Raw genomic sequence first — 14,503 nt, 5'->3', positions numbered from 1 at the left:
TGCTCGGGTAGATTACGGTTGTTGCGTATTCGTATTCTCTGGAAGGAAAACATCATGGCTGACACTTGGCTTCCCTCACTCAAGACAGCAACCCCGCAGGAGGGGTTCGACCTTGCCACCAAAATGGCGCGGGTCGGCGTCAAGGTGACCCAGCCGTCCGCAGAAATTCGCGACAAGCTGCGCGCGGCCTACGATCAGGACACCGCGCAGCTGATCGCCTCCTCACAGGTGATCGCCATCCATTTCCAGACGGTGGCGGCCGCCAACAATTATTGGCGCGACTGACGCCCGGTCAATCATAGGCGAGGGCGTCAGTCGCACCGGCGTTTCAGTCAAAGTTTCAGCCCTCGCAATCGCAGCGCATTGGCGATGACGCTGACCGACGACAACGACATGGCGGCCGCCGCGATGATCGGTGAAAGGAGGAGGCCGAAAGAAGGGTAAAGCACGCCCGCGGCAATCGGGATGCCGGCGGCATTGTAGATGAAGGCGAAGAACAGATTCTGGCGGATATTCGCCATCGTCGCCTGCGACAGACGCCGCGCCTTCACGATCCCCATCAGATCACCCTTGAGCAGGGTGACACCGGCGCTTTCGATGGCGACATCGGTGCCCGAGCCCATGGCGATCCCGACATCGGCAGCCGCCAGCGCCGGCGCATCATTGACGCCGTCGCCCGCCATGGCGACCACACGGCCTTCCGCCTTGAGACGGCTCACCACGGCGCTCTTTGCATCCGGCAGCACGTCGGCCTCGACCTCATCGATGCCCAGTTGACGTGCGACAGCTTCGGCTGTGGTTTTATTGTCCCCGGTCAGCATGACGATGCGGATACCCTCGCCATGTAAGGCTTTCAACGCTTTCTGCGTCGTTGCCTTGACCGGATCGGCAATGGCGAAAATGCCGCCGGCCCTGCCCTCAATGCCGATATAGATCGCCGTCGCGCCATCGTGGCGCAAGGCGTCCGCCCGTTCGGCAAGGGCCGACGCATCGACACCATGCTCCTTGAGGAACGCCGCATTGCCGAGCACGATCGCCTTGCCCTCGACGGTGCCGAGCGCGCCCTTGCCGAGAGGAGAGTCGAAGTCCACCACGGGCGGGACCTCGATGCCCTTCTTCTCTGCCGCCTCCACGATCGCCAGAGCAAGCGGATGTTCCGACGCCTTCTCGACGCCAGCGGCAAGCCGCAGGATTTCCGTTTCATCGAAGCCGTTTGCCGCAACGACCGCCGTCACCGACGGCTTGCCCTCGGTGAGCGTGCCGGTCTTGTCGACGACGAGCGTGTCGACCTTCTCCATATGTTCGAGCGCCTCGGCGTTCTTGATCAGGACGCCGGCGCTCGCACCCTTGCCGACGCCGACCATGATCGACATCGGCGTCGCCAGCCCCAATGCGCAGGGACAGGCGATGATCAGCACCGAAACGGCCACGACCAGCCCATAGGCAAAGCGCGGCTCCGGCCCCCTGATGCCCCAGACGATGAAGGCGAGAATTGCAATGACAATGACCAGCGGCACGAACCAGCCCGAGACCTGGTCGGCCATGCGCTGGATCGGCGCCCGCGAGCGCTGCGCATCGGCCACCATCTGCACGATGCGCGACAGCATGGTGTCGCGGCCGACCTTTTCGGCGCGGATCACCAGCGCCCCGGTCTGGTTCAGCGTGCCGCCGATGACTTGATCCCCCACGGTGCGGGTGACAGGCATGGATTCGCCGGTGACCATCGCTTCATCGAGCGACGAGCGCCCGTCCTCGACCACGCCATCGACCGGCACGGTCTCACCGGGCCGCACGCGCAGCCTGTCGCCGAGGACGACATGCTCCACCGGCACGTCTTCTTCCGCGCCATCGTCACTGACGCGCCGCGCCGTTTTCGGCGCCAGATCGAGAAGCGCCCTGATCGCCCCTGATGTCTGTTCGCGGGCGCGCAGTTCCAGCACCTGGCCAAGCAGCACCAGAACGGTGATGACCGCCGCCGCTTCGAAGTAGACCGCGACCGTGCCATCTTCCGCGCGAAAGGCGGCGGGGAAAATGCCCGGCGCAAGGACGGCGACGATGCTGTAGGCGAAGGCGACGCCGGTGCCCATGGCGATCAGGGTGAACATGTTGAGGCTGCGATTGACCAGCGACGCCCAGGCGCGCTCGAAGAACGGCCATCCGCACCACAGAACCACCGGCGTCGCCAGAACGAGCTGAATCCAGATCGATATCCGCATCGGCACCAGATGATGCAGCGCGGGCACAAGGTGGCTGCCCATTTCGAGCACGAAGACCGGAGCGGCGAGGACCAGCCCGATCCAGAAGCGCCGTGTCATGTCGGCGAGTTCCGGGCTGGGGCCGCTGTCGGCGGTCACCACTAGCGGCTCCAGCGCCATGCCGCAGATCGGGCAGCTTCCCGGCCCGTCCTGCCGGATCTCGGGATGCATCGGGCAGGTCCAGATCGCGCCCTCGGGCGCGTCCGGAGCGGGCGCCGCGTCTCCTGCAAGATATCGGGCCGGGTCCGCCTCGAATTTCGCCTTGCAGGAAGCCGAGCAGAAATAATGAGTGTGGCCCTCGTGGGTCAGGTGATGGTCCGCCGTTTGCGGATCGACCTCCATGCCACAGACGGGGTCCTTCACAAGATGCCCATCTTTCGAATGGGCATGATTGTGGGAATGATGCTGGTGCTCGCAATGTCCGTTCATTCTCTAATCCGCCGCCTCGTTTGAACCTTCGAAACTCACCTTGCCTCGACCTTGCCAAACAGCGCGTTCAGCCCCTCGGCCATTGTCGGATGCGCAAGAACCGCATCGCGCAGGACACTGTAGGACAGACCGCCAAGCATGGCCGCCTGCGCCACGGCCATCACTTCTCCGGCCTCCGAACCGATCATCGCAAAGCCCGCGATCCGGTCCTGTTTATCGACCAGCGCCTTCATGAAGCCGGCCGTCTGCGAGGTCGTCCGCGTCCGCAGCACCGCCTTCATTGGCAGTTTCGCGACGCGCAAATCCATTCCATTGGCCCGCGCTTGCGCTTCGCTCATGCCGATGCGGGCAAGGGGCGGGTCGATGAACATGCAATAGGGCATCAGCCGCCCGGTGGTCGTTCTGTCTCCACCGTCAAGATTGTCCCGGATAATTCGGAAATCATCGAGCGATGCGTGGGTGAATTGCGGACTTCCCGCGCATTCTCCGATGGCCCAGACGTCCCTTGCAGTTGTCTCCAGTCGATCGTTCACCTTGATGTAACCGCGATCCGTCAGCGCAATGCCTGCCTCTTCGAGACCGATCCCTCGCGTGTTGGGCGTGCGGCCGGCAGCGACCAGAATGTCCGTGCCCTCGATCGTTCTTAAACCGCCCGGCGTCCGAATGGTGGCGCGCACGCTTTCGCACGACCGGCCCTCCACCTTCTCGACTTCGGCCGACAAAAGCACCTCCATGCCTTCCGCCTCCAGAATCCGCCGAACTTCTTCGGACACATCTTCATCCTCGCGCTTCAGCAGCCGTGGCCCACGGTCCACAATGGTGACGCGGCTGCCGAAACGCCGATAGGCCTGCGCGAGTTCAAGGCCGACATAGCCGGCGCCGAGCACGATCAGATGTGCCGGCAACCGGTCCAGTTCGAGCGCCTCGATATGGGTGAGCGGCCTGGCTTCGGCCAGACCGGGGACGGGTGGAATGGTTGCATGTGTTCCAAGATTGAGAAACAGCTTGTCCGTGGCGAGCAGTCGCGTCCCGCCGTCGTTCAAGGCAACTTCGATCGTTTCTGGTCCGATGAGGCGGGCGTTGCCCATGATGAGTTCCGCGCCCGTCGCCTCGTAGCGTTCGAGATGAAACGCAACCAGACCCTCGACCATGGCGCGCTTGCGCGCCACGACCGTCTTCATGTCGACCGAGACAGGGCCGGATGCAACGCCGTACTCCGCGGCGTGGGCAACGGCATGAGCAATACCCGCGCTCCATATCTCGTTCTTGCTGGGCAGGCAGTTGATGTTGGGGCACGAGCCGCCGATCCAGCGCCGCTCGATGACAGCTACCTTCTGGCCGGCTTGCGCCATATGCCAGGCGAGGTATTTCCCGCCCTCGCCACTGCCGATCACGACAGCGTCGTAGCGTTCCGCTTCCATCATCAACTATGCATCCTTCTGCAACAGCGAACCTATCCGCGCGATGAAAATATGGCGCTCGGCCATATATGCGGGATCATGTCATACTCTTGCGGTGTCGAACAATTACTGTTGCTTTTGAGGGAGGCCCCTTGAGGTGGCCTTACTGCCAGTTTCGACGCCGTCGCATCATTTCCGGGCCACGGCCTTTAAATGGACCGGAATCATCGAGTGTAGTCGGTTCTGCTCCGGCTGTATTGCCCGAAAGGGAACATCCTGGCTGCACAGGATTGGCCAACTTTCTGTAGGAGAAAATCATGTCGTTGAATGGCAAAGTCATTTTGGTAACCGGCGCTGGCCAGGGGATCGGACGCGGCATTGCGCTGCGGCTTGCAAAGGAAGGCGCCGACCTCGCGCTGGCCGATGTCAAGGCTGACAAGCTCGACTCCGTTCGCAAGGAAGTCGAAGCGCTCGGACGCAAGGCCACCACCGTCATCGCCGATGTCAGCAAGCGCGACGACGTCTACGCCGCTATCGACCATGCGGAAAAGCAACTCGGCGGATTCGACGTCATCGTCAACAATGCCGGCATCGCCCAGGTCAAGCCGATCGCCGACGTCACGCCCGAGGACATGGACCTGATCTTCCGGATCAATGTCGACGGCGTGCTCTGGGGTATCCAGGCGGCTGCGAAGAAATTCAAGGATCGCGGACAGAAAGGCAAGATCATCAATGCCTGCTCGATTGCCGGACATGACGGCTTCGCCATGCTTGGCGTCTATTCGGCGACCAAGTTCGCCGTGCGTGCGCTGACGCAAGCCGCCGCCAAGGAATATGCCAGCGCGGGCATCACGGTGAACGCCTACTGCCCCGGCATCGTCGGCACCGACATGTGGGTGGAGATCGACGAGCGCTTTTCCGAGATCACCGGAACGCCGAAGGGCGAAACTTACAAGAAGTATGTCGAAGGCATCGCTTTGGGTCGCGCGCAGACGCCGGAGGACGTGGCAGCGTTGGTCGCCTTCCTCGCGGGCGCCGATTCCGACTACATAACGGGACAGTCGATCCTGACCGATGGCGGTATCGTCTACCGATAAGGCCGCCTGCCAAATCGCGAAAGTTCAGAAGCGTCCGCACCGGGAAACGGGCTTGTGAAAATTTCTCCCTCCAGCGGAATGGTTCCGTCTGGAAGAGCCGCCTTTGTCGAGAGAATTGTCCTCTTGTTGCTTGGCATGGCCATCGCCGCCTTCGGCCGCCATTCGTACCACAGGTTCTTGACCGGCATTCGACGCCTACTGAAGAGCGGCCGGTTCCTCATCTACGCGGGTTTCGGGCGGGATTGCCGTCATCCGGTCAAACCCCTGACTGGTATGAAGGCTCTACAGGGCCGGCGTCGGGTTGGCGTCGCAGTGAGGTCGCACTGCGCCCCCGGATCGGGTCGGCGAGCAGCCTGAGGCCGTTCAGCACCACCAGCACCGTGCCGCCTTCGTGTCCGACGACCGCGAGCGGCAGCGGCAGGGCGAAGAACAGGCTCGAGGCGACCAGAAGCAGCATCATGCCGATGGCGAAAATCAGATTCTGACGAATGATCCGTCGGGTACGGCGCGCCAACCGATGCGCGGCGGCAAGGCGGGCCATGTCCTCCGACAACAGCGCGACGTCGGCTGCCTGCAAGGCGACGTCGCTGCCCGCTGCGCCCATGGCGATGCCGACATCGGCCCGCGCCAGCGCGGCGGCGTCGTTCACCCCGTCGCCGACAAAGGCCACCTTTCCATTCTTCGCCAGTTCGCCCACCAGCCGGACCTTGTCTTCAGGCAGAAGATCGGCATGGACATCCTTTGCCTCCAGTCCGAGTTCCGCGGCGATCCGCAAGCCGACAGGGCGCCGGTCGCCGGTCATCATGGCGATAGTGCCCACCCCAGCCGTCCTGAGCGCAGCCAGTCCGGCGGCCGAGGTCTCGCGCGGGCGGTCGGCGACGGTGAGCGCACCATAGACCCGATCTCCCCGCCCCAGCCACACCACGGTCTGGCTGCCGTCCGTCAGCTGCGCAAATTCGGGTGCGTCGAGCGATGCGCCCATGCGCGCGGCCATGCGCGGATTGCCGGCCCAGAGCGAGCCCACGGCATCCTCCCCCGTAATCCCCTCACTGGGCACGGTTTCCACATCGCGCACCTCGGCGGCGATTATGCCTTTTTCGTCGATGTGGCGGCGGATCGCATCGGCAATTGGATGTTCGGAATGCGCCTCGAGACCGGCGATCAATGACAGGAACCGCTCTTCGGCCTGTGCTCCCGATTCCGACGCCATCACCTGCGTCACCTCGGCCTTGCCTGTGGTCAGCGTACCGGTCTTGTCGAAGGCGAAGATATCGACATCTGCCAGCGTCTCCAGCGCCGCGCCACCCTTGAACAGCACGCCGCCGCGCGCGGCCGCCGCCAATGCCGAGAGGATCGCGGCCGGGACCGATATCACTACCGCGCAGGGGCTGGCCGCGACCAGCAGCGTCGCGGCGCGATAAAGCGCATCCTGCATTGTCCAGCCGAGTGCGAGGAATATAACGAGAGCCAGTATCGCGCCGGCCAGCACCGCGATGGTATAGCGCTGGCCGAACCAGGCGCTGAACCGTTCGGAAGGAGCGCGCGCGGCCTGAGCCTCGGTCACCAGTTCGATCATTCGCGCCACGGTGCTTTCCGCGACCGGGCGGGTGACGCGCACCACCAGCACGGCGTTGAGGTTCACCGTGGCCTCAAACACCTTAGCACCGCGACTTTTGCCGACCGGCATCGATTCGCCGGTGATCGTCGCCTCATCGAGCGAGCCTTCCCCTTCCGCCACCTCGCCATCGGCCGGCACACGCGCACCGGGGCGCAGCACCACCAGGTCGCCGGCCACGAGATCGCCCACCGAAACTTCCGTGATGGTGCCGTCAGGAGCGCGCCTGAGCGCGGTGTCGGGACGCAGCGCCATCAGCGCCTCGACGGCATGGCGTGCCCGGCCCATCGCCCGCTGCTCCAACGTGGTCGAGAGGCTGAACAGCGTCAGCAGCACCGCCCCTTCGAGCGCAGCACCCACCGCGGCGGCGGCAAGGGCGGCCACGATCATCAGAAGATCGATGTCGAGAATCCGCTCGCGCCAGAGCGACATCAGGGCCCGGACCCCGGTCGGCACACCACCGGCCAGATAGACCAGCACGAGACCGACCGGTCCCCAAAGACCGGGGATCAAGAAGGCATCGACAGTCGCAAGCGCCATCCCGGCAAGCGTGATGCCGGTCAATGCTGTCTTGAAGCGGTCGGAAGAAAGGTCGATTTGCAATTTGTGTTCCTGGCTGTGCCGCGACGGCGGCAGTGGCTGGGGGAGACCGGCGATGATGCGCCGGATGGGCTGGCGTTACATTCCCGGTCGATCAGGCTCCTGGTCGCTATTCTTTTTCCATTACGACATCGAGCTTACCTCCAGGATCGCGCCGCCGGCAGCCGCAATCAACACCACGAGCGATGGCGGGAATTTCCAGCTCATCAGGGCCACGAAGCAGGTCAGCGCCAGCGCAAAGTCACGGGGCGAACCGACCGAGCTGGTCCAGAGCGGATCGTAGAGCGCGGCGCCCAGAATGCCGACCACCGCGGCATTGGCCCCTGCCATCGGCGCCCGCACGCCGGAGCGTGCGCGCAGCGTGTTCCAGAACGGCAGCGCGCCGACAAGCAGCAGGAAGCCCGGCAGGAAGATCGCAAAAAGGGCAAGCGTCGCGCCGGCGATCCCGTTCGGGCCGGGTTCGAGCAGCATGCCGAGATAGCCGGCGAAGGTGAAGAGCGGCCCCGGCACCGCCTGGGCCGCGCCATAGCCGGACAGGAACGCATCGGGCGTGACCCAGCCCGGGCGAACCACTTCGGCTTCCAGCAAAGGCAAGACCACATGGCCGCCGCCAAATACCAGCGCACCAGCGCGATAGAAGGCGTCGATCACCGCCAGGCCCTGCGCGGGAAATAGCATCACAGCTAGCGGCAGGCCGAAGATCAGGATGAAGAACAGGGCCAGCGCGATTATTCCCGCCTGCCGCGAAACCGGGAAATGCAGCGCTTCACCCGGCGCTCCCGCCGTGTCCCGGCAAAGCCAGAGCCCGGCGAGCCCACCGAGCAGGATTGCACCCAGCTGACCCGTGGCTCCCCCGATCAGCACCGCCATCAATACGGCGGCGAGCGCGATCGTCTGGCGTGAGCGGTCGGGACAAAGCGTGCGCGCCATCCCGCAGACCGCCTGCGCCACGATGGCCACCGCGACCAGTTTCAACCCGTGCAGCACCCCGATGCCGAGCGGGCCTGAAAACGCCCCCGCTCCGAGCGCGAACAGCATCAACAGCAGGGCGGAAGGCAAGGTAAAACCAAGCCAAGCGGCCAGCGCACCCGCCGGCCCGGCACGCTGCAGACCCAGAGCGAAGCCGACCTGGCTGGATGCTGGCCCAGGAAGGAACTGGCACAGCGCGACCAGATCGGCGTAGCCACGATCGTCGATCCAGCCGCGCCGGGCAACGAATTCCTCACGGAAATAGCCCAGATGCGCGATCGGTCCCCCGAAGGAGGTCAGGCCCAGTTTCAGGAAGGCGGCCAGAACCTCGCCGGGCGTTCCTTGTCGTCGGCTTTGGGCCGCGGCATTCAGCGTGTCATTGGCGGGCATGATCTCTCCGTGATGCTCGCGATTTCCGGGGCACGCCAGACGCCCTGAGAGGCCGCATGCGATCATTGTCCCTGTCGTGGGGCAATGGAACAGACAGGTGACTGCCAAAGCACGCCCCTCGTCGTTGCCTCAGCATCGCAAGTAGTGTCCACAGGACCGCACCCCGCAAGAGAGATAACGGATGAATCATGGCGTGGTTGTCCGGGGAGGACCAGCCTGCGGACGACGGCCCTCCAGCAGGTCGGCGTCGGTGGCGAGCGCATCAGCCATGAAGTCCACAAAGGCACGGATACGGGCGGTGTTGCGCAGATCCTCATGGGTCAGCAGCCACAGATCGAGCCGGAAATCTTCCGGAAACATGGCGATCCGGACAAGGTCGGGGGTGCGGTCGGCCACGGCGCAGGGCAGCGGCGCAAGGCCGATTCCGGCCCTTGCCGCGGCAATCGCAGCCGAGATCGAATTGGTGCGATAGATCGGCCGCATTTTCGGCAGCCAATCCGCCAACTGATGGCCGATCGCCCCATGTGACCGGCCGAAGCCGATCCAGTCGCTGCCGGCAAGATCCTCATCAATCCCTTGAGCCGCGCGTTCTGCCGAGGCATAGGCTCCGAAGGCCAGCCGCCCAACCCGGCGGCCGACCAATGTTTCCTGCGGCGTGTTGCCGATGCGCAGTGCGACATCGGCCTCGCGTCGGGTCAGGTCCAGGGGAGTGTCCGAAACGATCACTTCCAATTCGATCCCTGGCTGCGCTGCATGAAAGGCCGCCAAATGCGACGGCAATAACCCGATCGCCAGCATATCGATGGCTGTGATGCGGATAAGCCCGCTCAGGCGCTGGTCCTGTCCGGTCACCTGTCGCGACAGGGCGATAACTTCCTCGTCGATCCGGATGGCGGTCTCCTGCATGGCCTCTCCGGCGCCCGTCAGCGCATAGCCGTCCGGCAACCGCTCGAAGAGCCGGACGCCCAGACGTTCCTCGAAGGCGCCGAGACGGCGAAACACGGTCGAATGCGTTACGCCAAGGCTGCGTGCGGCTCCAGACAGCGTGCCCGCCCGGGAAACGGCGAGAAAGAAGCGCAGATCGTCCCAGTTCTGGTTCTGTGCATCCATGAAGGATCACCCTTTGCAAATCTGCTCCCACTGCCGGCAGCTTGTCGACATCTTGCCGGAAACACCGCGCGTTCGTTGTGCTCGTCAGAAAAGCTTGACCACGATCATTGCTTCACTTAAGTATGTGACTACTCACTTACTAGGTGTTTTATGCGAAAATCCGCAGAATTGCGCAAGGCCGAAATCGTCGCCGCCGTCCTCGACCTCGCCGACCGGATCGGGCCGGACCGGGTGACGACGGGCGCTGCCGCATCGGCTGTCGGAGTAAGCCAGGCGGCCCTGTTCCGGCATTTCCCGACCAAGGCCGCGATGTGGCTTGCCGTGGCGGATCATGTCGCCGGGGAACTGGCTATGGAATGGGAACGGGCCCTGGCTGGGACTGATGGCCCCATCGATCGGATCAAGGCGCTGGTGGGCGCACAACTGGGGCAGATTGTTTCCACACCGGCGCTACCGATGCTGCTGTTCTCGCGCGAGCTGAATGTCGGCAATGAGGATTTGCGTGCGGCCTTTCACGGCCTGCTGATGAAGTTTCAGGGTTTGATCGTGGCCGAACTGGCTCGCGGTCAGGACGCTGGCTTCTTGCGCCGCGAAGTCGCCCCGGAGGATGCCGCCGTTCTGTTGACGTCGCTGGTGCAGGGGATGGCGATCCGCTGGTCGCTCGGGGCGCGCAACTTCTCCCTGATCGGGGAAGGAAAGCGACTCCTCGACGTGCAATTGCGGCTACTGGCCGCGAAGGAGGATTAGGCCATGCGGCGTCGGTGGATGTTCGGTGCGGTGGCAGCGGTTCTGGTGCTGGGCGCGGGTGTGCTGTTCCTCACCGAGCGGCCGCTCTCGGTCAGCGTGGTGCAGCCCGAGCAGGATGTGGCCCTGCGCATCTACGGCCTCGGCTCGGTCGAGGCACGGATTCTCAGCCGGGTTGGATTCGAGGTTGGGGCTGCCCTGACCGGGCTGGCCACCGACGTCGGGGACCGGGTCGTCAGGGGGCAGGAACTGGCGACCCTCGATCCAGCCGAGCAGGAGGCGCGCACCGCCCGCGCCCGCGCCGCGGTCGAGGCCAATGTCGCCGCCCTCGCCCGCGCCGAGGCCACGGTGGCGCGTGCCCGCACCGTATTGGCGCAGCGCCAAGCGGCAAACCAACGTCAGCAGGGATTAGCGCAGCGCGATGTGACCTCGATCCAGCGCGCCGAGGAAGCGCAGCGCGACGAAGATGTGGCCCGTGCCGATCTTGCGGTCGCCGAGGCGGATGTGGCGGTGATCCGTGCTCAGAGCGTGGATGCGGCGGCCGCCCTGCAACAGGAGAAGGTCCTTCTCGCCCGTCATCGGCTGACCGCACCCTATGACGCGGTGATTATCACGCGCCATGCCGAAGCGGGAACGGTGGTGCGGGCCGGCGACCCGATCTTCACCCTGATCGCTCCCGAAACGGTCTGGATCCAGGCCTATGTCGATGAGGAGCGCGCCGGCCAGCTTGCGCTTGGCCAGCCTGGCACGATCCGGCTGCGCTCGCAGCCGCAGGCTGAGTTCCAAGGCATTATCGCCCGCATCGGGCTTGAAAGCGACCGGGTCAACGAGGAACGCCGGATCTGGCTGACCTGCACGGACTGCCCCGAGCCTATGTATCTCGGCGAACAGGCCGAAGTACGCATCACCACCGGCAACCGTGACAGTGCGCTGATGGTACCGGAGGTGGCGATCACCGGTTTCGACGGACATCGCGGCCAGGTCTGGCTGGTGCGGGACGGACGGCTGGAGCAGGCCGAACTGACTTTTGGCGCGCGCGATGATCGTGGCCGGGTCGAAGTCACGGGCAGTCTGCCGGATAGCACCGCCATCGTCGCCCGGATGCCGCAAGGCGCAACCGAGGGGCGGCGGGTGCGGATCATCGCCACGCCATGAACCTTGCCCTCAAGGATATAAGGCACGGGCTGTTCCGCTTCGTCCTCACCTGTTTCGGGCTGGGGCTCCTGATGACGGTCGTGCTGTCGATGATCGGCATCTATAACGGTCTTGTCGCCGATGCCCTGGCTGTGGTGAAAGCCCCGGCGGCGGATGTCTGGGTGGTCGAGAGCGGCACCAAGGGGCCGTTCGCCGAAGCCTCGAACATCCCGCTGACCACGCGCGATGCGGTGGCGCGGATGCCTGGCGTCGCCCAAGCCGGGGCGATCAACTTCCAGAACATCGAGGCTTCCCATGCCGGCGCATCGCTGCGGCTCTACGTCATCGGTTATGAGCCGGGCCATCCCGGCGGCCCGCAGCGCATCGCCGAGGGGCGCGGCATCGGTACAAGCCATTTCGAACTGGTGGCAGATCGCAAGGCCGGACTTCTGACTGGCGAGACGATCCGTCTCGGGCGCAACCGTTTCACCGTGGTCGGGCTGGTCGAAGGGGCAATGAACGCAGGCGGTGATCCGGCGGTCTATATCACGCTGGCGGACGCGATGGCGCTACAGACCGAGCTTGACCCCGCAGCCCAGCGCGTTCAGGCGGCACGGGGCGCCGTTTCGGTCAAGTCCGCCTCGGTCGCGGCCGTGATCGCGCGGGTAGCGCCGGGCGCGGATGTCGAACTGCTGACTGCAACAGTACGGCAATGGAAACATCTGGCGGCGCTGACGCAAGCCGAGCAGGAGGACATTCTGGTCTCCTCGGTGGTCGATCTGGCGCGGCGGCAAATCGGCCTGTTTCTCGGCATCCTGCTCAGTGTTTCAGCGGTAGTGATCGCGCTCATCATCTACACGATGACGATGGAGAAGCTGAAGCAGATCGCCACGCTGAAGCTGATCGGCGCGCCCGACCGCACCATCATCGGGCTGATCGTGCAGCAGGCGCTGATCCTCGGCGCTTCAGGCTGGGGGATCGGGCTCGTGCTGATCCTGACGGTGAAGGACTATTTCCCGCGCCGGGTGGTGCTGGAACCGTTCAATGTGATGGTGCTGGCCGGGATCATCTTCGCCGTCTGCATCGCCGCCTCAGGCCTTGGCGTGCGGGCGGCAATGAAGGTCGATCCGGCCACGGCCCTGGGGAGCTGACATGACGGACGGCGAAATCCTGATCGACGTGAAGGGTGTGGCCAAGCATTTTGGCGAGGGCGAAACCCGTGTCGATGCGCTGCGCGACGTCGACCTTCAGGTCCGCGCCGGAGAGGTGATCGCGCTTCTTGGCCCCTCCGGCTCGGGCAAAACCACGCTGCTCAACGTCATCGGCTGCATCCTCGCGCCATCGGCGGGCAAGGTAACGCTGGACGGCGAGACGGTGTTCGACGGGCAATGGCTGCGGCACGACCTGAGGAGGCTCAGGCTCGACAAGATCGGTTTCATCTTCCAGACACATAACCTTTTGCCTTTCCTGACCGCCGAGGAGAACGTCGCCGTGGTCCTTCATCTCGCCGGCTGGTCGGTTGAGAAGGGTCAGGCGCGAGTACGCGAACTGCTCGATTATCTTGAAGTCAGCCGTCGCGCCGCGGCCAAGCCGGCGCTCCTGTCAGGTGGCGAGGCGCAGCGGGTGGCCATTGCGCGGGCGCTGGCCAACCGCCCCCGCATCATTCTGGCCGACGAACCGACCGCCGCGCTCGACAGCAAGCGGGCCGGACTGGTGATGGATCTGTTGCGCAAGCTTGCCGTCGAGCAGGAAGCCTGCATCGTCACCGTCACCCATGACGAGAAGATTTTTGACCGTTTCGACCGCCTGATCCACCTGCGCGACGGCAGGCTGGCCGACGCCTGATACCGGAGGACACCATGACCGCAAGACCCCTCTCTCATTCCATCGCTTCCGGTGTGGCGGTCGTGTTTGGCCTGGCCACCGTCATTTCGGGCGGCCGCGCGCTCTTCGGCGGCGCTGATATGGGAGCGGTGGTTCCATTCGTGCTGTGGTTCAACTTCGTGGCCGGCTTCGCCTATCTGCTGGCAGGGATCGGACTATGTGGGACAGAAGATACGTTTCCCGAGGACATTTACGATATCAAGGTCGCGCAGGCCGAACTAAAGCGCCTCACCCAGAAAGTCTGGCAGTCTTGCGAAGCCAAGGGTTCGCGTGGACGCACGGTCACTGTGAAAGTCAAGTACAATGACTTCCAGCAGGTTACACGTTCAAGGACCATCGGAGAGGCATTGACAGGCGGCAACGATCTTATCGATCTGGCCGCCACACTTCTCGATGGGGTGTTTCCGTTCAGCAAAGGCATCCGGTTGCTAGGTGTAACAGTTTCCGGTTTCCAACCGATACCGCCCGAGCGGGAGGAGCTTCAGCTCAGATTGATTGATTGAAACGCACCAAGACTGTCAGGGTCTAAGGTGGGGGCGGAGACAATCACGGCGCAAAGGCTTCGCTAGAAACGGTATCCCGTCGGGCAGGTCATCTGAATCCACGAGCGTCCTTCCACTCACGACAACGATAGCAATATCAGGCCATCGCGCCCGAATGAGCTTCGCCAGTCGGATGCCGTCCATACCACCGGGCATCTCGACATCAGTAACCACGCATCTGATATCTGACCGTCTCTCAAGATGCGCAACGGCGTCATCGGCGTTAATCGCCTCGATCGTCGTGCATCCGCAGGAGACGATGAGATCCGCCGTATCCATCCTTATCAAAGGATGGTCGTCCACAACCAATACGACATGCTCGCTCGAATGCATC

At 64.1% G+C, this 14,503-nt stretch carries 13 protein-coding genes; 7 read left to right on the top strand and 6 right to left on the bottom strand.

What is annotated here, in order from left to right; translation table 11 throughout:
- Positions 1 to 54 precede the first annotated feature (54 nt).
- Positions 55 to 285, top strand: a complete 231-nt coding sequence (locus tag MIC97_RS21270; protein ID WP_024845346.1) for a hexameric tyrosine-coordinated heme protein — start codon at positions 55 to 57, stop codon at positions 283 to 285.
- A gap of 47 nt (positions 286 to 332) precedes the next feature.
- Here the strand turns inward: MIC97_RS21270 and MIC97_RS21265 are convergent, their stop codons facing one another.
- Both MIC97_RS21265 and MIC97_RS21260 read right to left on the bottom strand, forming a co-directional pair.
- Positions 333 to 2,684 (bottom strand): heavy metal translocating P-type ATPase, encoded by a 2,352-nt coding sequence (locus tag MIC97_RS21265; RefSeq protein ID WP_239801942.1) that lies wholly within the window; start codon positions 2,682 to 2,684, stop codon positions 333 to 335.
- 35 nt (positions 2,685 to 2,719) lie between these two features.
- The gene (locus MIC97_RS21260) at positions 2,720 to 4,108 is read right to left on the bottom strand and encodes a mercuric reductase (protein WP_239801941.1); all 1,389 of its coding nucleotides are present in this window, start codon (positions 4,106 to 4,108) and stop codon (positions 2,720 to 2,722) included.
- A 293-nt stretch (positions 4,109 to 4,401) separates the two neighbouring features.
- On the opposite strand from MIC97_RS21260, the gene MIC97_RS21255 reads away from it, so the two are divergent.
- Positions 4,402 to 5,181 carry an acetoin reductase gene (locus tag MIC97_RS21255; protein WP_130520665.1) on the top strand — a complete coding sequence of 260 codons (780 nt, stop codon included), beginning with the start codon at positions 4,402 to 4,404 and terminating at the stop codon, positions 5,179 to 5,181.
- Positions 5,182 to 5,437: 256 nt separating this feature from the next.
- Here MIC97_RS21255 and MIC97_RS21250 read toward each other — a convergent pair whose 3' ends face one another.
- From MIC97_RS21250 to MIC97_RS21240, 3 genes are all read right to left on the bottom strand, one after another.
- Positions 5,438 to 7,399, bottom strand: coding sequence for a cation-translocating P-type ATPase (locus MIC97_RS21250; RefSeq protein ID WP_239801940.1), 1,962 nt, complete (start codon positions 7,397 to 7,399; stop codon positions 5,438 to 5,440).
- Positions 7,400 to 7,519: 120 nt separating this feature from the next.
- Positions 7,520 to 8,755, bottom strand: coding sequence for a chromate efflux transporter (gene chrA, locus MIC97_RS21245; protein ID WP_239801939.1), 1,236 nt, complete (start codon positions 8,753 to 8,755; stop codon positions 7,520 to 7,522).
- A 186-nt stretch (positions 8,756 to 8,941) separates the two neighbouring features.
- Positions 8,942 to 9,865: a LysR family transcriptional regulator gene (locus tag MIC97_RS21240; RefSeq protein WP_239801938.1), complete on the bottom strand. Its 924-nt coding sequence runs from the start codon at positions 9,863 to 9,865 to the stop codon at positions 8,942 to 8,944.
- A gap of 150 nt (positions 9,866 to 10,015) precedes the next feature.
- On the opposite strand from MIC97_RS21240, the gene MIC97_RS21235 reads away from it, so the two are divergent.
- Genes MIC97_RS21235 through MIC97_RS21215 form a run of 5 tightly spaced genes read left to right on the top strand, consistent with a single transcriptional unit; the run spans position 10,016 to position 14,130 of the window.
- The gene (locus MIC97_RS21235) at positions 10,016 to 10,612 is read left to right on the top strand and encodes a TetR/AcrR family transcriptional regulator (protein WP_239801937.1); all 597 of its coding nucleotides are present in this window, start codon (positions 10,016 to 10,018) and stop codon (positions 10,610 to 10,612) included.
- Positions 10,613 to 10,615: 3 nt separating this feature from the next.
- A complete protein-coding gene (locus MIC97_RS21230; protein WP_024845338.1) occupies positions 10,616 to 11,764 on the top strand; it encodes an efflux RND transporter periplasmic adaptor subunit in 1,149 nt (382 codons plus the stop codon).
- Positions 11,761 to 12,894, top strand: a complete 1,134-nt coding sequence (locus tag MIC97_RS21225) for an ABC transporter permease (protein ID WP_239801936.1) — start codon at positions 11,761 to 11,763, stop codon at positions 12,892 to 12,894. Before MIC97_RS21230 ends, MIC97_RS21225 begins: the two co-directional genes overlap by 4 nt.
- 1 nt (position 12,895) lies before the next feature.
- A complete protein-coding gene (locus MIC97_RS21220; protein WP_239801935.1) occupies positions 12,896 to 13,588 on the top strand; it encodes an ABC transporter ATP-binding protein in 693 nt (230 codons plus the stop codon).
- 14 nt (positions 13,589 to 13,602) lie between these two features.
- Entirely contained in the window at positions 13,603 to 14,130 is a 528-nt protein-coding gene (locus MIC97_RS21215; RefSeq protein ID WP_239801934.1) for a hypothetical protein, read from the top strand.
- A 15-nt stretch (positions 14,131 to 14,145) separates the two neighbouring features.
- On the opposite strand, the gene MIC97_RS21210 is transcribed toward MIC97_RS21215, so the two are convergent.
- A complete protein-coding gene (locus MIC97_RS21210) occupies positions 14,146 to 14,502 on the bottom strand; it encodes a response regulator (RefSeq protein WP_133675272.1) in 357 nt (118 codons plus the stop codon).
- Between the last annotated feature and the right edge of the window lies 1 nt (position 14,503).

Source organism: Aquamicrobium sp. NLF2-7 (assembly GCF_022359935.1).
Classification (GTDB): Bacteria; Pseudomonadota; Alphaproteobacteria; order Rhizobiales; family Rhizobiaceae; genus Mesorhizobium; species Mesorhizobium lusatiense.
This window is presented reverse-complemented; position numbering and strand designations above follow the sequence as displayed.